Origin of the sequence: Curtobacterium sp. ISL-83 (genome assembly GCF_018613895.1) — a bacterium.
Classification (GTDB): Bacteria; Actinomycetota; Actinomycetes; order Actinomycetales; family Microbacteriaceae; genus Curtobacterium.
Genome location: NZ_JAGGPH010000007.1, coordinates 48,990 through 71,340, shown reverse-complemented (window position 1 = coordinate 71,340; position 22,351 = coordinate 48,990). Strand labels below are relative to the sequence as shown.

The 22,351-nt window shown below is 72.0% G+C and carries 19 protein-coding genes; 11 read left to right on the top strand and 8 right to left on the bottom strand.

Annotation, left to right across the window (positions count from 1 at the left end):
- Window positions 1–25 precede the first annotated feature (25 nt).
- From J7E22_RS04790 to J7E22_RS04770, 5 genes are all read left to right on the top strand, one after another.
- Window positions 26–856 (top strand): carbohydrate ABC transporter permease, encoded by an 831-nt coding sequence (locus J7E22_RS04790; protein WP_214980605.1) that lies wholly within the window; start codon window positions 26–28, stop codon window positions 854–856.
- 87 nt (window positions 857–943) lie between these two features.
- Window positions 944–4,063 (top strand): glycoside hydrolase family 38 C-terminal domain-containing protein, encoded by a 3,120-nt coding sequence (locus tag J7E22_RS04785; RefSeq protein ID WP_214979474.1) that lies wholly within the window; start codon window positions 944–946, stop codon window positions 4,061–4,063.
- A gap of 284 nt (window positions 4,064–4,347) precedes the next feature.
- Entirely contained in the window at window positions 4,348–5,298 is a 951-nt protein-coding gene (locus tag J7E22_RS04780) for an endonuclease domain-containing protein (RefSeq protein WP_214979472.1), read from the top strand.
- Window positions 5,299–5,349: 51 nt separating this feature from the next.
- On the top strand, window positions 5,350–6,090 hold the full coding sequence (locus tag J7E22_RS04775) for a histidine phosphatase family protein (RefSeq protein ID WP_214979470.1): 741 nt from the start codon (window positions 5,350–5,352) through the stop codon (window positions 6,088–6,090).
- Window positions 6,080–6,940: an NAD(P)H-hydrate dehydratase gene (locus J7E22_RS04770; protein ID WP_214979468.1), complete on the top strand. Its 861-nt coding sequence runs from the start codon at window positions 6,080–6,082 to the stop codon at window positions 6,938–6,940. Before J7E22_RS04775 ends, J7E22_RS04770 begins: the two co-directional genes overlap by 11 nt.
- Before the next feature lie 374 nt (window positions 6,941–7,314).
- Here J7E22_RS04770 and J7E22_RS04765 read toward each other — a convergent pair whose 3' ends face one another.
- Window positions 7,315–7,752, bottom strand: a complete 438-nt coding sequence (locus J7E22_RS04765; RefSeq protein ID WP_214979466.1) for a YdeI/OmpD-associated family protein — start codon at window positions 7,750–7,752, stop codon at window positions 7,315–7,317.
- Between the two features lie 226 nt (window positions 7,753–7,978).
- Here J7E22_RS04765 and J7E22_RS04760 point away from each other — a divergent pair, with 226 nt between their 5' ends.
- From J7E22_RS04760 to J7E22_RS04745, 4 genes are all read left to right on the top strand, one after another.
- A complete protein-coding gene (locus J7E22_RS04760; protein ID WP_214979464.1) occupies window positions 7,979–9,118 on the top strand; it encodes an ABC transporter substrate-binding protein in 1,140 nt (379 codons plus the stop codon).
- Between the two features lie 5 nt (window positions 9,119–9,123).
- A complete protein-coding gene (locus tag J7E22_RS04755; protein ID WP_308159155.1) occupies window positions 9,124–10,215 on the top strand; it encodes an ABC transporter permease subunit in 1,092 nt (363 codons plus the stop codon).
- 107 nt (window positions 10,216–10,322) lie between these two features.
- Window positions 10,323–11,156 (top strand): ABC transporter permease, encoded by an 834-nt coding sequence (locus J7E22_RS04750; RefSeq protein WP_214979462.1) that lies wholly within the window; start codon window positions 10,323–10,325, stop codon window positions 11,154–11,156.
- Complete coding sequence (locus tag J7E22_RS04745; RefSeq protein WP_214979460.1) at window positions 11,153–12,223, top strand: ABC transporter ATP-binding protein; 1,071 nt, start codon at window positions 11,153–11,155, stop codon at window positions 12,221–12,223. The genes J7E22_RS04750 and J7E22_RS04745 overlap by 4 nt, the downstream gene beginning before the upstream one ends.
- Window positions 12,224–12,356: 133 nt before the next feature.
- Here J7E22_RS04745 and J7E22_RS04740 read toward each other — a convergent pair whose 3' ends face one another.
- Complete coding sequence (locus J7E22_RS04740) at window positions 12,357–12,836, bottom strand: NUDIX domain-containing protein (RefSeq protein WP_214979458.1); 480 nt, start codon at window positions 12,834–12,836, stop codon at window positions 12,357–12,359.
- A 61-nt stretch (window positions 12,837–12,897) separates the two neighbouring features.
- Between J7E22_RS04740 and nagB the strand changes: the two genes are divergently transcribed.
- A complete protein-coding gene (gene nagB, locus J7E22_RS04735) occupies window positions 12,898–13,683 on the top strand; it encodes a glucosamine-6-phosphate deaminase (RefSeq protein ID WP_308159154.1) in 786 nt (261 codons plus the stop codon).
- 464 nt (window positions 13,684–14,147) lie between these two features.
- Here nagB and J7E22_RS04730 read toward each other — a convergent pair whose 3' ends face one another.
- Window positions 14,148–15,317 (bottom strand): MalY/PatB family protein, encoded by a 1,170-nt coding sequence (locus J7E22_RS04730; RefSeq protein WP_214979456.1) that lies wholly within the window; start codon window positions 15,315–15,317, stop codon window positions 14,148–14,150.
- 121 nt (window positions 15,318–15,438) lie between these two features.
- Between J7E22_RS04730 and J7E22_RS04725 the strand changes: the two genes are divergently transcribed.
- Window positions 15,439–17,886 (top strand): GH92 family glycosyl hydrolase, encoded by a 2,448-nt coding sequence (locus J7E22_RS04725; RefSeq protein WP_308159153.1) that lies wholly within the window; start codon window positions 15,439–15,441, stop codon window positions 17,884–17,886.
- Between the two features lie 38 nt (window positions 17,887–17,924).
- On the opposite strand, the gene nagA is transcribed toward J7E22_RS04725, so the two are convergent.
- The 5 genes from nagA to J7E22_RS04700 form a co-directional block, all read right to left on the bottom strand.
- Complete coding sequence (gene nagA / locus J7E22_RS04720) at window positions 17,925–19,127, bottom strand: N-acetylglucosamine-6-phosphate deacetylase (protein WP_214979454.1); 1,203 nt, start codon at window positions 19,125–19,127, stop codon at window positions 17,925–17,927.
- Window positions 19,124–19,528 carry a YrdB family protein gene (locus J7E22_RS04715; protein ID WP_214979452.1) on the bottom strand — a complete coding sequence of 135 codons (405 nt, stop codon included), beginning with the start codon at window positions 19,526–19,528 and terminating at the stop codon, window positions 19,124–19,126. The genes nagA and J7E22_RS04715 overlap by 4 nt, the downstream gene beginning before the upstream one ends.
- A gap of 8 nt (window positions 19,529–19,536) precedes the next feature.
- The gene (purU, locus tag J7E22_RS04710) at window positions 19,537–20,397 is read right to left on the bottom strand and encodes a formyltetrahydrofolate deformylase (protein ID WP_214979450.1); all 861 of its coding nucleotides are present in this window, start codon (window positions 20,395–20,397) and stop codon (window positions 19,537–19,539) included.
- Between the two features lie 79 nt (window positions 20,398–20,476).
- A complete protein-coding gene (locus J7E22_RS04705) occupies window positions 20,477–21,784 on the bottom strand; it encodes an MFS transporter (protein ID WP_285439849.1) in 1,308 nt (435 codons plus the stop codon).
- Window positions 21,785–21,902: 118 nt separating this feature from the next.
- A complete protein-coding gene (locus J7E22_RS04700) occupies window positions 21,903–22,325 on the bottom strand; it encodes a MarR family winged helix-turn-helix transcriptional regulator (RefSeq protein WP_214979446.1) in 423 nt (140 codons plus the stop codon).
- Window positions 22,326–22,351 lie beyond the last annotated feature (26 nt).

The window sequence follows — 22,351 nt, the reverse complement described above, 5'->3', positions numbered from 1 at the left end:
CGTCACGGCTCCCGGTTCCCTGCACATGACCTCCCCGCGGGGACGGACCATGCGCTGGGTGTCGAACATCGTGCTGCTCGTCATCGCCGCGTGCTTCGCGGTGCCGCTGCTCTGGCTCGTGCTCGCGTCCGTCGACCCCCAGGCGTCGCTGTCGGTGAAGGCGCCGTCGCAGTTCACGCTCGACAACTTCACCAAGGTGCTCACCCCAGACCTGGCGTTCATCCCGCTCGGCAACAGCCTGCTGCTGTCCGGCGGCACCGCGGTCATCACCGTGGTCGTCGCGATCCTGGCCGCCTACCCGCTGTCCCGCTACAAGATGCGCGTCAACAAGCCGTTCCTGTACAGCGTGCTGTTCGGGACCGGCCTGCCGATCACCGCGATGATGGTGCCCGTCTACGCGCTCTTCGTGTCGCTGAACCTGATCGACAACGTGTGGGGCTGCATCTTCTTCCTCGCCGCCACCTCGCTGCCGATGGCGATCTGGATGGCGAAGAACTTCATGGACTCCGTACCGATCTCCCTCGAGGAAGCGGCCTGGACCGACGGGGCCTCGATGCTCACCACGCTGTGGCGCATCGTCGTGCCGCTCATGCGTCCGGGCATCGCGGTCGTCTTCATCTTCGTGTTCATCCAGGCGTGGGGGAACTTCTTCGTCCCGTTCGTCCTGTTGCTCTCGCCCGAGAAGGTGCCCGCCGCGGTGAGCATCTTCAACTTCTTCGGGCAGTACGGGGCGGTCGCGTACGGGCAGCTCGCCGCGTTCTCGATCATCTACTCCGTGCCCGTCATCGCCCTCTACGTGATCGTGTCCCGAGGCCTCGGCGGCGGCAGTGCCCTCGCTGGTGGCATCAAGGGCTGACCGCTCCCCGCCGGAACGCTCGCCCCCTGCTGGAACGCTCGCCCCCCTGCTGGAACGCTCGCCCCCTGCTGGAAAGGAACCACCTCCATGCACCACGACGAACCCCTCGTCGAGGCCCGGATCGCCCGCCTCGTCCGGGACCGCATCGACCCGGCCGTGCACCGTCGCTCCGCCCCCGTCACGATCGACGCGTGGCAGGTGCCCGACGAACCGGTGCCGTTCGCGGTCGCCGTCGACGCCGAGTACACGCCCTTCCACGTCGGCGACGCCTGGGGCGGCAAGCCCTGGGGGACCACGTGGTTCCGGATCCGCGGGACCGTGCCGTCCAACTTCGGCACGGCCGAGGGCACCACGGCGGAACTGCTCGTCGACCTCGGCTTCACGAAGCGTCAGCCCGGCTTCCAGGCGGAAGGGCTCGCCTGGCGACCGGACGGCTCCACGATCAAGGGCATCGAGCCGCTCAACGACACCCTCCCGCTCGAGGTCGGGCCGGGCGAGTCGTTCGAGGTCTACGTCGAGGCCGCCGCGAACCCCGACATCGGCGGCGACCACTTCCAGGGCGCCACCCCGCTCGGGTCGAAGGCGACGGCGGGCACGACGCCGATCTACCACGTGCAGGCCATCGAGCTCGCCGAGCGGGACGACACCGTGTGGGAGCTCCAGCAGGACTTCTGGGTCCTCCGCGGTCTGATGGCCGAGCTCCCCACCGACGGCACCCGCGGTGCGGACATCCTGCGCGTGCTCGAACGTGCCGCCGACGCAGTCGACCCCGACGACGTCGCCGGGACCGCCCCAGCCGCCAGGGAGGTCCTGGCACCGGCACTCGCCGTCCCCGCCAGCGCCGCCGCGCACCGGGCCATCGCGGTCGGCCACGCGCACATCGACTCCGCGTGGCTCTGGCCGGTGCGCGAGACGATCCGCAAGTGCGCCAGGACGTTCTCGAACGTGCTCGACCTGATGGACCGCGACCCCGACTTCACCTTCGCGTGCTCGAGCGCCCAGCAGTACGCCTGGATCCGCGACGGCTACCCGACGATCTGGGAGCGCATCAAGCAGCGCGTCGCCGAGGGCCGTTGGATCCCCGTCGGCGGCATGTGGGTCGAGTCGGACACGAACCTGCCCGGTGGCGAGGCCCTCGCCCGGCAGTTCGTCGCCGGGAAGCGCCTGTTCCTCGAGGAGTTCGGCATCGACACCCCCGAGGCCTGGCTGCCCGACTCCTTCGGGTACTCCGGGGCCCTGCCGCAGATCGTGCGCGCCGCCGGGTCGAAGTGGTTCGTCACGCAGAAGCCGTCGTGGAACGAGACGAACGTCATCCCGCACACCTCGTTCCACTGGGAGGGCATCGACGGTTCCCGAATCCTGACGCACCTGCCCCCGGCCGACACCTACAACTCGGACGTCTCGCCCGCCGACCTGCACCGGGGCGAACGCGGGAACAAGGAGCGCGGCGTCGCGAACACCTCGATGCTGCTCTACGGCTTCGGCGACGGCGGTGGCGGTCCCACCCGTGAGATGGTCGCGGCCGCCCGACGGCAGCACGACCTCGATGGCTCGCCCCGCGTCGACCTCGGCACGCCGGCCCAGGTGTTCGAGCAGCTCGAACGGGAGCTCCCGACGCCCGGCGTGTGGTCCGGGGAGATGTACCTCGAGTTCCACCGCGGCACCTACACGTCCCAGATCCGCACGAAGCAGGGCAACCGTCGCTCCGAGCACCTGCTGCGCGAGGCCGAGCTCTGGGCCGCCACCGCCGCCGTCCGTCTCGGGCTCGACTACCCGTACGAAGAACTCGAGGAGGCCTGGCACACGGTGCTGCTCCAGCAGTTCCACGACATCCTGCCGGGGTCGTCGATCGCCTGGGTCTACGAGGTGGCCGAGGAGCACTACGCCCGGGTCGCCGGTGTGCTGGAGGGCCTCATCGGGAACGCGACCACAGCGCTCGCGAACGGGGGCGCCGCGGCGCTCGCCGGGGTCGCGTCGTCCTCCACATCGTTGGCAGGAGGCGCCGGCGGCTCCGCCCTGCTCGACGCCCCGACGGCCGATGCCCTCGGCGGCCGCGCCGACATCGGGACCGTCGTGCGGTTCAACGCGTCCCCGGTCGCGGCCGAGGGAGTGACCGCCCTGGGCGGTGCGCCGGTCGACGCACCGCGAGCCGTGCCTCCCGTCCGGAACGGCGACCACGTCGTGTTCGACACCGGCGCGGTCGTGGCGACCATCGACGCGGCCGGCCACGTCGTGTCGCTCGTCGACCCGTCGTCGGGTCGCGACGCCATCGCACCGGGTGCGGCGGCCGCCGAGTACACCGTGTTCCGGGACACACCGAACCAGTGGGAGGCGTGGGACATCGACCGCGCGTACCAGCGGAGCGGCACCGTGCTCGAGGCGACGTCGGTCACGATCGAGGGCGACGCACTCGTCGTCGAGCGGTCCTTCCAGTCGTCGACCCTCACCACCCGGTACACGGCCGTCGCGGGCGAGCCCGAGCTCCGGATCGAGACCGAGGTCGAGTGGCACGAGCACCAGAAGCTGCTGAAGCTCGCGTTCCCGCTGGACGTCCGGGCCTCGACCGCGTCGAGCGAGATCCAGTTCGGCCACATCGACCGGCCCACGCACCAGAACACGTCGTGGGACATCGCGCGCTTCGAGACCGCCGCGCACCGCTGGGTGCACGTCGGTGAGCCGGGGTTCGGGGTCGCGGTGGCGAACGACTCCACCTACGGGCACGACATCACCCGTGCGACGCGACCGGACGGGGGCACGACGACGCTGGTCCGGGAGTCGCTGCTGCGCGGTCCGACGTTCCCGGACCCGAACGCCGACCAGGGACACCACGTGTTCCAGACCGTGCTGCGGGTCGGGCCGTCTGTTTTGGACGCCGCCGACTCGGGCTACCGGCTGAACCTGCCGGTCCGGGCCGTTGCCGGGTCGACGCCGGTGGCTCCGCTCGTGACGGTGTCGTCACCGCAGGTGTTCGTCGAGGCGGTGAAGCTCGCCGAGGACCGCTCGGGAGACGTCGTCGTCCGGCTGTACGAGGCGTCCGGTGGGCGCGCGTCGGACGTCGGCGTGGACTTCGGGTTCGACGTGGCCGGGGTCACGCGTGTGGACCTGCTCGAGCGTGCGGTGGACGAGTCGGAGTGGGAGTCGGGGGAGCCGGTCGTGCTCACCCTGCGGCCGTTCGAGATCGTGACGCTGCGGGTGCGGCGGGCCTGAGGCCGGGCCGGGAGGCCGCGGCGCCGGGCGGGACACGGGTGCGTCCCGCCCGGCGCCGTGTCGGGGGTGGGGGGTGTTTCGCGCGTGCCTGGCGGAATCGCGCGTAGCGGGCGGAATCGCGCGTACCCGGCGGAACGCCCGCACCGAGTACGCGCGGAACCACATTGCATCGCGGCCGTTTTGGGAAGGATCGCGTTCCTCCACAGGCTGGCCCGCCTGGAGGCTCGTCCACAGTTCGTCGGATCAGTCCCGTTCCGGGATGGTTCGGTCGGCACCATCGGAGCATGTACGAAGCGCTCCCCGTCCTGCGGGCCTCCACCATGCGAGAAGCCGGCCTCAGCGGCTCCGCGCTCCGACGGCGGGTGGGCAGCGACGGTCCCGGGCGACTGGTGCGAGTCGGTCCCAACGCCTTCGTCCGTGGTGCCGACTGGGACGCGGCCACCCCACGACGCCGGTACGTCACCCGGGTGTACGCCAGGCTCGGGCGGCTCTCCACCCGCGCGGTCGCGTCGCACACGTCAGCGCTCGCCATCCACGGGCTGCCGTCGTTGCACGGCTGGCTCGGTCCCGTGCACGCGTCGGTCCCCGCGTCCATGTACCGCACACGGACGCCCGGACTCGTGCTGCACACCCGACCCGTCCCTCCCGCAGAGCGCCGTCCGGCCGGCACGATCAGCGTCACGACCGTGCCGAGGACCGTGATCGACATCGCCCTGACCGGCGACGTCCGGAGCGCCGTCATGGTGGCTGATGCTGCGCTCCGGAACGGCACGCGTCGCGCAGAACTCGACGAGGCCCTGGACCAGCATGCGCGGACGAGGAGCACCGCCAGGCTGGTCCTCGACCTCGCGGACGGCAGAGCGGCTTCGCCGGCAGAGTCCCTCGCCCGGGTCGTCTTCCGTGAGCTCGGGCTACCCGTCCCGGTGCTGCAGCAGGAGTTCGTGGTGGCGGGCCGACGGTTCGCGGTCGACTTCTGGTTCCCGGAGCAGGGCGTGGTCATCGAGGTCGACGGCCGGGTGAAGTACGACGAAGCCCGGTACCGGAACGGGCGGACGCCCACGCAGGTCTTCCTGGACGAGAAGCGCCGGCACGAACTGCTCCTGACCGTGCCGGGCGTCCGACGCATCATCCGGTTGGAATGGCGCGACCTCTGGGACCTCGACGCCCTCGCACTGCGGCTCCGGAGCGCTGGCCTGCCGTGTGTCGTCCGTCCGGTGCGGAGTGCTCGCGGATGAACCGTGCGGCAGTTCTGAACGGCACCAGGGGCGCGTGGTTACGGTGGCCGCATGGCTGTCAGGGAGATCTGGCTCGTGCGTCACGGGGAGTCCGTCGCGAACGTCGCGGCTGCCCGTGCCGAAGCCGCGGGCGACGACGTGATCGATGCGGGGTACCGGGACGCTGACGTCCCGCTGAGCCCACTGGGTGAGGAGCAGTCCCGCGCGCTCGGGCGCGAGCTGGCGGACCGTGGGGTCGACGACGTCGCCGTCGCGCTGTGGACGTCCCCGTACCGCCGGGCGCAGGACACGATCGCGATCGCGCTCGCCGCCGGTGACCTGCCGGAGCCGCCGAAGCGCGTGGACGAGCGGCTTCGTGACCGGGAGCTCGGTGTGCTCGACCTGCTGACGCGGCAGGGCGTCCGCAACCGCTACCCGGACGAAGAACGTCGCCGAGCGTGGCTCGGCAAGTACTACCACCGGCCGGCCGGTGGGGAGTCGTGGGCAGACGTCATGCTCCGGCTCCGCTCCCTGATGGTCGATGTCGACCGGATCGAGGGGACTGATCGGCTCGTCGTCGCGGCCCACGACGCCGTCGTCATGCTCGCCATCGCGGTCTGCCTTGACCTGGACGAACCGACGCTGATGGACTTCGCCGGCACGCACACGGTGGCGAACGCCTCCCTCACCCGACTGCGGCGAGACGGACTGGGCGAGGCGTGGTCGCTCGAGGAGTTCTCCGCGATCGGGCACCTCGACGACAGTGAGGTCACCGAGCACAGCGGCCGGAAGGACGACGTCCATGTCAGCTGAGGCCATTACCCCGAACCTCCTGCGCGGGTGGCCGCTCCCTGCGCCCGGGGGCAGCAAGTACGGCCGCGGCCAGGTCCTCGTCGTCGGCGGTGCTGCCCGCACCCCCGGCGCCGCGATGCTGTCGGCCCACGCTGCCCTCCGCGTCGGAGCGGGCCGGCTCACCCTCGCCGTCGCGCGGAGCGTCGCCCACGAGGTCGCCGTCGCCGTCCCGGAGTCCGGCGTCGAACCCCTGGACGAGGACGCCGACGGACACGTGGCGGTCGGGGCGATCGAGGGCCTGGCGACCGACGCCGGGAGCGCTGACGCGGTGCTGATCGGACCCGGCCTCGACGCGCCGGACGGCACGCGGGACCTCGTCCGCGGGATCGCCGGGATCGTCAGCGACGAGGCGTTCGTCGTGCTGGACGCGTTCGCGCTCGGGGTCGCCGCAGACGTCCTCAGCGAACTCGAACCGCTGCGCGGGCGTCTGGTCATGACGCCGAACAGTGGCGAGGCGGAACGGCTCCTCGGCCGCGACAGCACCGACGACGAGTCCGACGCCCGGGCCGTGGCCGAGCGCTTCGGCGCCGTGGTCTCGCTGGGCGACGTGATCGCGACGCCCGACGGTCGGTCGTGGGTGAAGGGGACCGGGACCGGCGGCCTCGGGACGAGCGGCAGCGGCGACGTGCTCTCCGGCACCGTGGTGGGGTTGCTCGCGCGCGGAGCCGGCCCGGCGCAGGCGGCCGCATGGGCGTCGTACGTGCACGCGGCTGCGGGGGACCGGCTCGCAGTGCAGGTCGGGCCGCTGGGCTACCTCGCGAGCGAGTTGCTCGGCGAGATCCCGCGCGTCCTGGTCGAGCTCGGCGGCTAGTCCGTCGCGTCCCGCACTCGCGCTCACCGCCGGTCAGCGCGTCCTCCCCGAGACGGGGGCGATGGTACGCGGAATCGCGCGTACCGAGCGTGCCGTTCCCGGGCAGTACGCGCGAAAGCGCCGGCAACGCTCGGTGCGGACCCATGAGCGCGGTACGCCCGGCTCGCGCGCTCTCGCTCGGGAGGCGCGCCCACGTCCGCCCCGCTCGTTTCGTCCCATAACGGGTGCGGTGGTAGGCGGAATCGCGCGTACTGAGTGCGCCGGTCGAAGGCAGTACGCGCGAAAGCACTGGGTACGCGCGGAAGTGCCGGGTACGCGCGGACGGGCCCAGTAGGCGCGGAAGCGCTGGGTACGCGCGGAAGCGCCACCCCGCCCTACCCCCGCAGGGTCTCGACGGCCTTGTCGATCCGGCGCTGGCGGGTCTCCGGCGCCTTCGCCTGCCCCACCGGGTCCACGAGCGCCCGCTGCCGCGAGTTCGACAGCGCGTCGAACGCCGCCCGAACGCCAGCGGCCTCGATCGCCGACGCCAGGTCAGCCGGCATGTCGACGACCCGGGGGAGCGTGTCCACCTCGATCGTGACCTCGACGGTGTCCCCGCCCGCGATGCCCGAGGCCGCACGGTGCTCGCCCGACAGCGGCACCAGGAACTGGTCGTTCATGACGCCGACGGTCGAGCGGTACGTGTAGGTCCCGTTCACGGTGACGATCACCGCGGGGCGCTTCCCGGAGCCGAGTGCCTCGATGACCTCCGGCGGGACGGGCAATCCGGTGGCCGTCTTCCGTGCCTGCAGAACCGTCGTCCTGAACTGCATCCGTGCCTCCAGGCAGGTGGTGGGCGCACCGCGCCCGGAGGGGCGGCGCCCGAAGCGGGCCGATCCCGATCGTCCAACCGATCCCAGCTGCACGACCGCCCCCGACCGTACCGCCGCACCCGCTGTTCCGCCACCGTTCACCGCCGGAGTACGGAGCGGAAACCGGCCGGCGCCACGATCATCCAGAACCCGAACCCCGGGACTCCCCACCCGAAAGGCACACCCAGTGCAGCAGAAGCGCACCCTGGCCGGCCTCGCCCTGGCCGCCGCCGCGATCGTCACCCTCGCCGGCTGCTCCGCCACGAGCAGCGCCGCCACCAAGAGCGACACCGACTGGAAGACGGCCACCAGCGCCCAGTCCGCGGGCGGCATGGACGCCCTCGTGAAGGCCGCGAAGGCGGAAGGTCAGCTGAACGTCATCGCGCTGCCGCCGTCGTGGGCCAACTACGGCAAGATCATCGACGGCTTCACGAAGCAGTACGGCATCAAGGTCAACTCCGCGAACCCGAACGGCTCGAGCGCCGACGAGGTCGCCGCGGTGAAGTCCCAGAAGGGGCAGGCGACCGCTCCCGACGTGCTCGACCTCGGCAACGCGGTCCTGCAGCAGAACCTCGGTCTGCTGACCGACTACAAGGTCGCGAACTGGAGCGACATCCCCGACGCCCTGAAGGACAAGGGCGGCGCGTGGACCCGCGACTACACCGGCCTCATGTCGATCGGGTACGACTCGAGCAAGGTGACGACCGCGCCGAAGGACCTGAACGACCTGCTCGGCTCCGAGTACAAGGGCAAGGTCTCCATCGCGGGCGACCCGACGCAGGCGAACCAGGCCGCGAGCGCGGTGTACCTGGCGGCGCTGGAGAACGGCGGCTCCGCGGACGACATCACGAAGGGCGTCGACTACTTCGGCAAGCTCAAGAAGGCCGGCAACTTCCAGAACGTGCTGCCGACGCAGGCCACGGTCGCCTCGGGTGAGACGCCGGTCGTCGTCCAGTGGTCGTACAACAACCTCGCCTGGGGCCCTGCCGCCGGTGCGAGCGGCAACAAGAACTGGAAGACGATCGTCCCGGAGGGCCAGGCCCTCGGCTCGTACTACTCGCAGGCGATCAACAAGGACGCCCCGCACCCCGCGGCGGCCCGGCTGTGGCAGGAGTACATCGCCAGCCCCACAGTGCAGAACCTGTACCTGCAGGCCGGCGCGTTCCCCGCGACCCTCGCCGCGATGGAGCAGTCGGGCAAGGTCGACAAGGCCGCCCTCGACGCCGCCGGTGGTGCCCCGAAGGACTACGTCGAGCTGACCGACGCGCAGGTCACCGCTGCCGCCAAGGTGCTCGCCGCCAAGTGGTCCTCGACGATGGGCTCCTGACCAGCATGACGACAGCATCGGCACCGGGCGGAGCGTCCGGGCCCGTCAGCGCCGGACCGGTCAGCGCTGGACCGGTCAGCGCCGGACCGGTCAGCGCCGGACCGGTCAGCGCCGGGCCCGGGGCGACGAGCGTCGCGAACGCGGCGACGACCGTCGCCCCCGCCGCGACGAGCGTCGCTCCCGCGGTCACCAGCGCCCCACCTGCCGCTGCCGATGCCACCACCGCGAGCGGCGCCGGACCCCGTGTCCGGCGCCGCCCCGGCCTGGCGTGGCTCGGCCTCACGCCCTTCGCGGCCTACGTGCTGCTGTTCCTCGCGGTCCCCGGCGTCATCGCCGTCGGCAGCGGGTTCTTCACCGACACCGGTGCGTTCACGCTGGCGAACCTCGCCGCGTTCACCGACCCCTCCGTCCTCCGCGCCTTCGTCGGGTCCTTCGGGATCTCCGCGGTCTCCGCCGTCATCGGCGCGGTCGTGGGCGCCATCGTGTGCTGGTCGCTCTCGGCCCTCCGGCCGGACGGGCTCATCCGCTCGATGATCGACTCGGCCGCGAGCGTCCTCGCCCAGTTCGGTGGCGTCATGCTCGCCTTCGCGTTCATCGCCACGATCGGCACCCAGGGCCTCGTCACCGCGTGGCTCGCATCGACCTTCCACTGGGACCTCAACGCGAACGGGACGTTCCTGTACACCGTCCCCGGGCTCGTCATCCCGTACGTCTACTTCCAGGTGCCGCTCATGGTCCTCACGTTCATGCCCGCCCTCGAGGGTGTGAAGACCCAGTGGGGCGAGGCAGCCGCGACCCTCGGCGCCTCCCGCCTCACGTACTGGCGACGCATCGGGCTGCCCGTCCTGGCGCCCGCGTTCTGGGGATCGCTCCTGCTGCTGTTCGCGAACGGCTTCTCGTCGTTCGCGACGGCCGCCGCGCTCATCTCGCAGGGCGGGATCGTGCCGCTGACGATCCGCACGCAGCTCACGAGTGAGACGATCATCGGCCTGCAGAACGTGGCCGGCGTGCTGGCCTTCGGCATGGTCGTCGTGATGGCGGTCGTGATGAGCGGGTACTCGCTGCTCCAGCGTCGTGCCGCGAGGTGGCAGCGATGAGCGCGGTCCCCGCGGCGGGACGGCCGTCCGCCGCTCCGGCGAGTCCGTCGGAGTCGGCTCGGTCCGTTGCGTCCCGCCCGTCCGGGCCTGGAGGCTCGGCTCGCCCCATGCACTTCGGCGTCGCCCCGTCACGGGGCACCGCCGCGATCGTGCTCATCGTGGTCGGCCTCGTGTTCGCCGTCCCGCTGGTCGCCCTCGCCCAGTTCACGTTCCGCCAGGGCACCGACGGCGGCCTCACCACGGCGCACTACCGCGCGATCGCCGACCCGGTCAACGCCGCGACCTACCAGCCGGTGTTCGACGGACTCGGTGCCTCGCTCCTCATCGCGCTCATCACGGTGGCGATCGTGCTGCTGGTCCTGCTGCCGGCGCAGATCATCACGGCGCTGCACCACCCGCGCCTGCGTCGCGTGCTCGAGTTCGTCTGCATCATCCCGATCACCGTGCCGGTCGTCGTCCTGGTCGTCGGGTTCATCCCCGTGTACCAGGTGGTGGCGCAGGTCTTCGGGTCGGACGCGTGGACGCTGGCCTTCGCGATCGGCATCGTCTCGCTGCCGTTCGCGTTCCGCCCGATCGCCGCCGCCATCACCGCGATGGACATGATCGTGCTGTCCGAGGCCGCTCGCTCGCTCGGTGCCTCGTGGTGGACGGTGACGTGGCGGATCCTGCTGCCGAACCTCCGTCGTGGCATCACGGCCGCGTGCTTCCTCACCATCACGGTCGTCCTCGGCGAGTACACGCTCGCCTCGTTCCTCTCCCGCACGACGTTCCAGACGGCGCTCCTGCTCGTGCAGGGGACCGACCCGTACGTGGCCGCGATCTTCTCGCTCGGCGCGCTCGTGTTCGGGTTCCTGCTGCTCGTCGCCATCGGCCGGATCGGCCTGCGCCGCACCGGTGTCCGACGCCCCCGTCGCACCGCCGCCCCCAAGGAGTCCGCATGACCACCACCGCCCCGGTCGCCCCCGCGTCCCTGTCCTCCACCGGCGCGCTCGTCGAACTCGTGGCGGTCGAGAAGTCCTACGGACCCCACCGCGCCCTCGCCGGGTTGTCGCTCCGTGTCGCGCCGGGGGAGTTCCTGTCGCTCCTCGGTCCGTCCGGGTGCGGCAAGACGACCGCGCTCCGGGCGCTCGCGGGCCTGGAGGCCATCGACGCCGGAGCCATCCGCATCGACGGTGAGGACGTGGCCACCACCCCCGTCAACCGTCGCGACATCGGGATGGTCTTCCAGCAGTACTCGCTGTTCCCGCACATGACGGTGCGGCAGAACGTGGCGTTCGGTCTGGAGATGCGCCGTGTGCCATCGGCTGAACGGCGGACGCGGGTCGTCGAGGCGCTCGACATGGTGCACCTCGGCGAGTTCGCGGACCGGTACCCGCACCAGCTCTCCGGCGGCCAGCAGCAGCGCGTCGCACTCGCCCGTGCCCTCGTGACGCGGCCCCGCGTGCTCCTGCTCGACGAGCCGCTGTCGGCGCTCGACGCGAAGGTCCGCGTCTCACTCCGCGACGAGATCCGGCGCATCCAGAGCGACCTCGGCATCACGACGGTGTTCGTGACCCACGACCAGGAGGAAGCACTCGCCGTCTCGGACCGCATCGCCGTGATGAACGCGGGTGACATCGAGCAGATCGGCACCCCCGAGGAGCTCTACCGCTCCCCGTCGTCGGCGTTCACCGCGGACTTCGTCGGACAGTCGAACCGGCTCCGGGGCGACCTGCGCGACGGCGACGTCTTCGTGTACGGGTTCCGCGTTCCCGTGCTCGACCGAGCGGTGCCAGACGGCCCCGTGCTCGCCTACGTCCGCCCGGAGGACATCGCGTTCGCGGCCGAGGGCGTCACCGGCACCGTCGTGGCCTCGAGCTTCCTCGGGTCGATCCGGCGCACCACGGTCCGGCTCGACGACGACACGGTGATCACCGTCCAGCACGAGGTCGGCGACCGCCGCGCCGCGGGTGAGGCCGTGGCCGTGCGGTTGCTCGGCGCCCCCGTGGCCGTCGCCCCGATCGAGTAGCGCGGCCCGCAGTGGGCGGGAGGCGCGTGGCGGACGCGCGCCGTGCCTCCCGTCCGCCCCGTGGCCAGCGGCCCACCTGTGGGCCGGCTGGCCCCGCACTGCCCGGCCGGCCGTGCCCGTCCGGCGCCGCGCGTCAGCGCTGGAAGCGCGCCGCCGACTCGTCGGCCAGCGCCGCTGCGACCCGCGCACGCATGTTCGCCGCCATCTCGGGCAGCGCGTCGAGCCGTGCCCAGAACGCCTCGGTGTTCTCGCCGTCGGCCGGGTGCGCGGTCCCCGAGACGTACCGGCACGCGAACACCACGTCGAGGTACTGCGCCCGGTCACCGTTCGGGTAGGTGATCTCCGGCACGACCTGCACCCACGCCAGGCGTTCGGCGACGGCGACGATGGCCGCTTCCTCCAGGACCTCGCGTTCGGCGGCGACGGCCGGCTCCTCGCCCGGGTCGACGATGCCGGTCACCGGCGTGAACGCCCCCGTGTCGGCGCGACGGACGACCAGCAGCTCGCGGTCCGGTCCGTCCCCGCGGGTGACCACGGCCGTCACCCCGGTCAGCCACAGCGGGTCGGTCCCGACCTTCGAGCGCAGGGACAGGACGAAGTCGGGGGTCGGCATGTCGCCACGCTACCGCCCGAATCCCCTGTCACGGACTGGTCATGACCAGTACGATGGGGGTGTGGAGATCATCATCATGCCCACGCCGGCTGAGGTCGGTCGCGTCGCTGCGGCCAAGATCGCTTCCGTCGTGGCGAAGAAGCCGTCCGCCGTCATCGGTCTCGCGACCGGGTCCAGCCCGCAGGGCATCTACGCCGACCTCAAGCGTCGCGTCGACGCCGGCGACATCTCGTTCGCCCAGGCCCGCGGGTTCGCGCTCGACGAGTACGTCGGGATCCCGCTCGACCACCCGGAGTCGTACGCATCGGTCATCGCCCGTGACGTCATCGCGCCGCTCGGGTTCGACGCCGATCGCGTGCGCGTGCCGGACGGCCGCGCCGGTGACCTGGAGTTCGCCGCGAAGGAGTACGACGCCGCCATCCGCGCTGCCGGCGGTGTCGACGTCCAGATCCTCGGCATCGGGGCCAACGGTCACATCGGGTTCAACGAGCCGACGTCGTCGTTCGCGTCGCGGACCCGCATCAAGACCCTCGCGCCCTCCACGCGTGAGGCGAACGCACGCTTCTTCGACTCGCCGGACCAGGTCCCGACGCACTGCATGACCCAGGGGCTCGGCACCATCCTCGAGGCCCGTGACCTCGTCCTCGTGGCGCAGGGCTCCGCGAAGGCCGACGCGATCGCCGCCGCGGTCGAGGGCCCGTTGTCCTCGTTCGTGCCCGGCTCCGCGCTGCAGCTGCACGAGCACGCGACGGTCGTCATCGACGAGGAAGCCGCGGCCGGCCTGCAGCTCGCCGACTACTACCGCTACACGTACGAGAACAAGCCGGAGTGGCAGCGCTTCGAGTAGGAGTGCGGCTGCGGGCGCGAGCCCCATCCTGCCCGAGACGCCGCCGTCTCAGCGGTACGCGCGCGTCCGCCCGAGTCGCCGCCGTGCACACGAGACGCCGCCGTGCACACGAGACGCCGCTGAGTGCTCGAGACGCCGCAGCATTCGGCGGCGTCTCGCACTTCCGAAGGCGTCTCGCGACCGGGGCGGAGTGACCCCGGGACGCCCCCGTCTCCGAAAGACGCGCGCGTCCCCGTGAGACGCCGCCGAGCGCTCGAGACGCTGCAGCATTCAGCGGCGTCTCGCCCATCTCGAGGTGTCTCCGGAAGACGGCGTCGTCCTGACGACCCGCCCCCGCTGCACCTCAGCCGACACAGCATCCGGGCGCCCGACACCCGACGCCCGGCACCCAGCACCTGTCACACAGACCCGGCCGGGAGGCGCGCCCCACCCCCGCCCCGCGGCCCCCGCCCCGCGGCCGCCGCTCAGCGCGCGGCGGCCAGCCGACCGAGTCCCTCGCGCAGGGTCTCCTCCGAGCACCCGAAGTTCAACCGGGCGTGCCCGATGCCCGGCCGCCCGAAGTCCCGCCCGTTCGTCAGCGCGACCTTCGCCGTGTCCACCAGCGCCAGCGCCGGGTCGTCGCCCCACGGCATCGCCCGCAGGTCGAGCCACGCCAGGTACGACGCCTGCGGCTGCCGGTACCCCGCCCCGGGCAGCGCGCCACCGAGCTCCTCCGCGAGGATCCGCCGGTTCGCCGCGAGTTCCGCGAGCAGCGACGCCAACCAGGGACCGCCCTCGCTGAACGCGGCGACGCTCGCGGTGTAGCCGAGGATGCCGGTCCGCTCGACCACCTCGGTCGGCATGCCGTCGAACCACGCGCGAGCGCGATCCGAGGCGCCGACCATCAGCGCGCACTTGGTCCCGGCGAGGTTCCACGCCTTGCTCGCGCTCGTCAGTGCCACCCCGAGGGCAGCGGCATCGGGGCAGGAGTCGAGGAACGGCGTGAACACCGCGTCCGCGTGCACGAGCGGGGCGTGGATCTCGTCCGAGACCACCACGGCGTCCCACTCGGCGGCCAGCCGCGCGAGCGCGACGAGCGACTCCCGGTCGTGCACGAGCCCGAGCGGGTTGTGCGGGTTGCAGAGCAGCACGGTGCGGGCCCCGTCCGCGAACGCCTGCCGGATGCCGTCCAGGTCCATCCGCCATCCGGCGGTGGTGTCGAACGGGTCGGCGGGACCGTCCGGAGCGAGCAACGGAACCTCGGTCACGGAGCCGCCGGCCTCGGTCACGTACTCCGAGAACGGCGGGTACACCGGCGGCATGATGACGACCTGGCCCCCGGGGTCGATGATGCGGCGGAGCACCTCGACCGCGGCGACCGAGACGTCCGTGGTCGTGCGCACGAGGTCCGGGTCGACCGCCCATCCCCAGCGGCTCGACGCGAAGTCGACGAACGCCTCCGGCAGTGCCCGCCCGTGTCCGACGTACCCGGTGTCGCCCGCGGTGACGGCGGCGACGAGGGCGTCCCGGACCGGCTCGGCGAGCATGCAGTCCATCTCGGCGACGAACATCGGCAGGACGTCGGGCGGGAACGCCGTGTACTTCTCGCTCGTCCGCGAGCGGTGCGCATCGAACAGGGAGACCATGACGCTCATGCGCCTCATCATCGCAGCGATCCGCGTGCTCCGGCCGGATCGACTGCCGACAGGTGAACAACGGCGGACCCCTCGGTGACCCGCCGCACGCCGGTCGCCCGAGCGGTCTACCGTCGCACTCGTGAAGCGAACCCGCGTGCACCGTCGCCCGCTCCTCCGACCCGTCCCGCTCGCTGCAGCGGCCACGGTCGCCGCCCTCCTCGGGAGCGCGGTGGTCGCCTCGCCGGCAACCGCGGTGGCAACTCCGGCCACCGCGCGGACCGTCACCGACCCCGCAGCGCACGTCGTTCCGTTCATCGGCACGAGCAACGGCGGCAACACCTGGCCCGGGGCCACCGCACCCTTCGGGATGGTCCAGTGGAGCCCCACGGGCACCGCCGGAGACCAGACGTCGACCCCGGTCGCGAACGGCTACTCCTACGACGTGAACCGCCTGCGCGGCTTCAGCCTCACGCACCTGAACGGCGCCGGATGCGCCCCGGGAGCCGCTGGCGACGTGCCGATCATGCCCGTGACCGTCCCCGTCACGACCTCGCCGTCCGCCGACACCACCGACGCCGTCTACGCCGCGGGCTACTCGCACGACCAGGAGTCCGCGAGCCCCGGCAGGTACAGCGTCCGGCTCGACAACGGGGTCCACACCGACCTCGCCGTCACCACCCGCGCCGGCATCGGTGCGTTCACGTTCCCGGCCGGACCGGCGGCGAATCTGCTCTTCCGCACGTCGAACTCCATCAACGGCAGCGAGGACGCCACCACCACCATCGACGCCCGCACGCGGACGGTGAGTGGAAGTGTCCTGACCGGCGGGTTCTGCAGCCGACGTGCGAACGGCGGGGGAGCCTCCAACCCGGATCGGCGCAGCTACTACCGCCTGTACTTCACGGCGACCTTCGACCGTGACTTCACGAGCACCGGCACCTGGAAGGACGGTGCGGTCCAGCCTGGAGGCACGTCCGCCTCCGGTGGGGAGGGGTACCTGACCGGCGCGGACCGCGCCGGACGCGGCTCCGGCGCGTGGGTCGGGTTCGACGCGCGGCACGGAGCCACGGTGCACGCGCGGATCGGCATCTCGTACGTCAGCGCGGCAGGCGCGGTGGCGAACCGCGACGGCGAGCTGACGAAGCGCTCGTCCGTGACGAGCGTGGCGGCGGCGACACGTGCCTCCTGGAACCGGGAGCTTTCCCGCATCCGGGTCGGTGGCGGCACCACCGACCGGACCACCCAGCTGTACACGGCCGTCTACCACGCGCTCATGCAGCCGAACACGCTGAACGACCTCGACGGGCGCTACCTCGGGTCCGACATGCGGGTGCACCACATCGATCGCGGCCACGCCGCGGTCTACGGCACGTACTCCGGATGGGACCAGTACCGCGCGCAGATCCAGCTGCTCGCGCTGTTGCGGCCCGACGTCGCGGGGGACATGGCACAGTCGATGCTCCGCTTCGCCGAGCAGAACGGTGGCGTGTGGGACCGGTGGCTCCACCTCGGGGCGCCGACCCACGTGATGACGGGGGACCCCTCGGCGGCGACCCTCGCGACCTGGTACGCCATGGGGGTCCGGAACTTCGACGTGCGGGCGGCCTACGACTCGCTCCGCAAGCAGGCCACGGTCCAGAACGCCGACGCGCTCAGCGACGTCGGGTGCCCGGGACAGTGCGTCGCACAGCGGCCCGCGCTCGACCAGTACCTGCAGCGCCACTACGCGGCGAACGACGACTGTGACTGCTGGGGCGGCGCGGCCGAGACGCTCGAGGACTCGATCTCCGACAGCGCGCTCGGGTCCTGGGCCGCGTCACTCGGGCTGCGGTCGGATGCCCGGGTGTTCGCGGAGCGTGGGACGTACTGGAAGAACACGTTCAACCCGGCCGTCGGGTACCAGGCCGCGCGCCAGGCGGACGGTACCTGGACGCCCGGGTGGTCGCCGTCCACCGGCGTCGGCTTCGCCCAGGGGACGAGCGCGCAGTACACGTGGCTCGTGCCCCAGGACGTCAGCGGGTTGTCGACCGCGCTCGGCGGGGACGCGGCAGCGGTGTCGCGCTTGGATGCCTTCTTCCACGACGCCTCGGGCAACTGGGCGGTCACCGGCGGCGACGCGACGAAGTTCGACCCGACGAACGAGCCCGACATCCACACGCCGTGGATGTACAACGCGCTCGGGCAGCCGTGGAAGACGCAGGAGACCGTGCGCCAGGTCGTCGACGACGCGTACGGCACCGGCCCCGGTGGCCTGCCGGGCAACGACGACCTCGGGACGATGAGCGCCTGGTACGTGTTCGCGTCGATCGGCCTCTACCCGCAGACGCCGGGGCGGGCTGACATGCTCATCGGCAGCCCGACCTTCCGGACGGTCGACATCCGACGATCGAGCGGGCAGCGGATCGTCATCCGGTCGTCGGGCACCGATCCGTACGTCCAGCGCACGACGCTCGACGGGCGGCGGCTCGACAGGTCGTGGGTGCCGGCGTCGTTCGTCACGCGCGGCGGGACGCTGTCGTTCCGTGTCGGAGCCACGGCGGATCCGTCGTGGGCGAGCGGCGAGGACGCGCGTCCGGTCGACCGCTGACCTCGTCGCGACCGCGGCGAACGGTTCGTCTCGACCGCTCAGATCAGTTCGTCGCTGCCGACCGCGCCGCAGCGCAGCTCACGCCCGCCACCCCACACGCGCTGCACCTCGAGCGACGGCGACAGCGCCACCAGGTCCGCGGCGAACCCCGGCGCGATCCTCCCGAGGCGCTCGCCGAGCCCGAGCGCCGCCGCGGGCACGCTCGTCAGGGCGGCGACGGCCTCGGGCAGCGACCGCCCGGCGAGCGTCACGGCGTTCCGCAACGCCACGTCCTGCGTGAGGGTCGACCCCGCGATGGTGTCCGTCCCGGCGACGTGCGCGACCCCGTCCGTCACGGTGACGTCGAGCGAACCGAGCCGGTAAGCACCGTCGGCAGCTCCGGCCGCACCCATGGCATCGGTCACGAGCGCGACCCGTCCAGCGGCAGCACGGAACAGCGTCTCGGCCACGACCGGATGCACGTGCACCCCGTCGAGGATGAGTTCGAGGGTCACGCGGTCGTCGGCCACGGCGGCACCGATCGGCCCGGGCGCGCGGTGGTGCAGGCCCGGCATGGCGTTGAACGCGTGCGTGAGCAGCGTCGCGCCGACGTCGAACGCCGCCCGGGCCTGGTCGTAGGTGGCGACGGTGTGCCCGACGGCCACGACGACGCCGGCCTCGACGAAGCGCCGGACCGCGTCGAGCGCCCCCGGCAGCTCGGGCGCCACGGTGACCTGGCGGATGACCCCCTCGCCCGCCGTGAGCAGCGACGACACCGGGTCCGGCGACGGGTCGACCAGGAACGACGCGTTGTGCGCGCCCTTGTTGTGCGGGGAGAGGAACGGCCCCTCGAGGTGCACGCCGAGCACGAGCGGGTCCGACGCCATCAGCGAGCGGACCCGTTCGAGCGACGCAGCGAGCGTCGGCACCGGGTTCGCGACGAGTGACAGGACGGACCGGGTCGTACCGTGCGCCCGGTGGACGGCGAGCGCGGCGGAGACGACGTCGTCCTCGTAGGCCTGACCCGCGCCGCCGTGCCCGTGCAGGTCGATGAACCCGGGCGTGAGCACCGCGTCGCCGAGGTCCACGACCTCGTCGGCAGCGGGGAGCCCGGAGCCCGAGCCCGAGCCCGAGCCCACCGCCCCGATCGTGTCACCGGCGACGAGGACCCACCCGTCCGAGGTGGAGCCGGCCGCGTCGACGACGCGGGCCGACCGGATCAGGGTGCGCCGTGCCTCCAGGCCGGGCCCGCTGCCGGTCATGCGCTCTCCCGCCGGGCGGTGACGACGCCGGACAACGCCGCGACCACGATGAAGACCAACCCGACGACCGGGTGCCCGATCGAGATCCAGGAGCCACCGGCCGCGATGACCAGCGCCACCTCCACGATGGTCTTGCCGACGACGTCGGTCTCGATCGGCGACCTCGGCGAGCGGAAGAAGTACCAGACCACCGCCGCGAACGCCGGCGCAGCGACCATGAACACGATCGCGGGCATCGGGAACGGCCACGACCAGTAGCCCCAGTTCGCCAGCGAGAACAACCCGAACGCGCAGACCAGGACGCGGAGGACCGACCAGGCGTCGACACGCGGGCGACCGCGCACGGCGGCGGGGTCCGGCACGTCTCCCCAGTCGACGGGGGACTGCGGGTGGTTCGTCATGGTGGTGCCTACTTGAAGATGATGGTGCGGGCGCCGTCGCGGAGGACACGGTCCTCGGCGATCCAACGGACCGCCTGGGTCAGCGTGCGGGACTCTTCGTCCTGTCCGATCGAGACGAGCTCGGCCGGGTCCTTCGTGTGGTCGACCCGGACGACGTTCTGCTCGATGATCGGCCCCTCGTCGAGGTCGCTCGTCACGAAGTGCGCGGTCGCACCGATGAGCTTCACCCCGCGGGCGTGTGCCTGCCGGTACGGGTTCGCCCCCTTGAAGCCGGGCAGGAACGAGTGGTGGATGTTCACCGCGCGTCCCTCGAGCGCTGCGCACAGTCCGGGCGACAGGATCTGCATGTACCGGGCGAGGACGACGAGCTCGATGTCGTGTTCGTCCACCGCCTCGAGGATGCGCTGCTCCATCGCGTGCTTGCTCTCCGTGTCGCTGACGGGCCGGTGCTCGAACGGCACGGAGTAGAACGCGGCGAGCTCGGACAGGTCGGCGTGGTTCGCGAGCACGAGCGGCACCTCGATGGGCAGCTGCCCACCGCGCTGCCGGTACAGCAGGTCGTTCAGGCAGTGCCCCGCCTTCGACACGAGCACCAGGGTCCGCATCGGCCGTCCGACGACGTCCAGCTGGACGCGGGCGTCGTACCGTTCGACGACGGGCGCGAGCGCCAGCTCGAACGTCTCGCGGTCCACCGGCGCCATCACCTGCAGGCGCATGAAGAACGTGTTCGTGTCGCGGCTCGAGAACTGCTGCGACTCGGTGATGTTGCCGTGGGCCGAGACGACCGCGCCGGAGACGGCGTGCACGATCCCCGGCTGGTCGTCGCAGACGAGTGTCAGGGTCCAGTGCGTGGAGGTCGGGTCGGTCACCCGATCAGGCTACCGGGCACGTCGGTCTGGAGGCGCGGTGCGGCCCCGGCCTCCGGCTCGCGCTGTGCGCTCGGTCGCGTCAACGGGCGGCCGGCCGGGCGAGGGCCCGGTCGGCGAGCGTCAGGACGGTGAGGAGCACCGCGACGCCGAGGATCACCCACGCCAGGACGTGCAGGTCCGGGGTCGTCGGCGCCTGACCGAACACACCACCGATCAGGGAGGAAGCCGCGATCGTGTACACGGCCGTCCGGGACAGCCCGGCGGCGGTGCCGATGTACGACGAGGGCACGACCCGGTAGAGGGCCGCCTGGTTCGACACCGACGCCAGTGCCTGCGGGACCCCGAACAGGGCCGGTGCGAGCACGAGCAGCCACCACGGCGAACCGACCCCGAGGAACAGCAGCAGCGCGCCCCCGACGATCGGGACGACCGCGGCCACGACGAGCGGCCCGCGCACGGCGGTCTTCCGCGCCACGAGGAACGACGCCACCCCGGCCACGACCGCTGCCGGTAGTTGCATGTACCCGGCGACGTCGCTCGAGTAGCCCGCGACGTCCTGCACCCACTGCGAGAACCCGTACGTCATCGTGTACGCCATCAGGTAGGTGAGGAACAGCCGCATGTACGTGCGCGACAGTGCGCCGTTCCGGACGAGCAGCCGGACGTCGACGAACGGCTTCGTCGCCCGGAGCTCCCAGAGCACGAGCGCCACGAGCAGCACGACGGCGACGCCGAGCAGCCACCAGAGCCCGGCGGAGAGGTCGAGCAGGAACACGAGCAGCGCGGACACGAACCCGGTCATCAGCACCATGCCGAGCGGGTCGAGCGCGGTGAGGACGGGCACGCCCTCGTCGTCACGCGGCCGCAAGCGGTCGGACGGCAACCACATCGCGGCGACGACGATGCCGAACACGGCGAGCGGGACGTTCACCAGGAAGATCGCGTGCCACCCGAAGGCCGCGATGAGCGCACCGCCGAGAGGCGGCCCGGCGGCGGCGGACACGAGCGACGTGATCGACAGGGCGCCGAGCACCAGTGACGGCGTGGGCTTCCCGATCCGTGCCGAGTGCTGCCGCAGCGTGGTCAGCGCGGCGGGGTAGGCCGACGACGTCCCGATCCCGATGAGCACCCGGGCGAACACGGCCCCGCCGAAGCCGGTCAGGAACTCGGGCACGACGCCGGCGACGCCGACGATCACGAGCCCCGTCAGGAAGACCTTCTTCGGCCCGAACCGGTCGGCGAGCTTGCCCATCGTCGGTTGTGCGATCGCACTCGCCAGGTAGAGGGCCGCGACCAGCCAGATCGCCTGCGCCGCACCGATCCCGAGGTCGTGGGAGATCGGCGCGAGGGCGACCGACACCATCGTCGTGTTGATCGGGTTGAGCAGCGGGCCGACGAGGACGGGGATGAGCAGCTTCGGCCCGAACCCGCTGCCGGAGTCGTCGTCGGTCGTCGTCGGGGTGGCGGAGGTTGCAGTGGACGTGGTGGTGCTTCTTCTTCCGGGCTCAGGCTTCGGTGATGGGCAGGAGGACGGCGACCGCGCGAGCGACGGTGTCGCGGTCCGCTTCGGGCAGTGCCGCCAGCCGGTCGGCCAGGACGTGCGTGCGGGCAGACCAGGCGTCCTGCCGGGCGCGCGCACCCTCGGTCGTCGCGCGCACGAGTGCCCGGCGCCCGTCGGTGGGGTCCTGGCGACGTTCGACGAACCCGAGGTCCACGAGGGCCTGGACCGTCGCGCCCATCGACTGCGGTCGGACGCCCTCGGCGCGGGCGAGGTCGGCCACGGTCGTCTCGCCGTACCGGAGGAGCCGACCGAGCGCCGCGGTCTGGGACGCCGTGACCTCGTCGGACTTGCCCGTCAGCAGGGTGCGACGGATCCGGCCGTAGAGCGCGAGGAGCGCTTCGGCGAGGTCCTCGGACGGTGCTTCCACACCGCGACGGTACTCCTTCGCCAGGT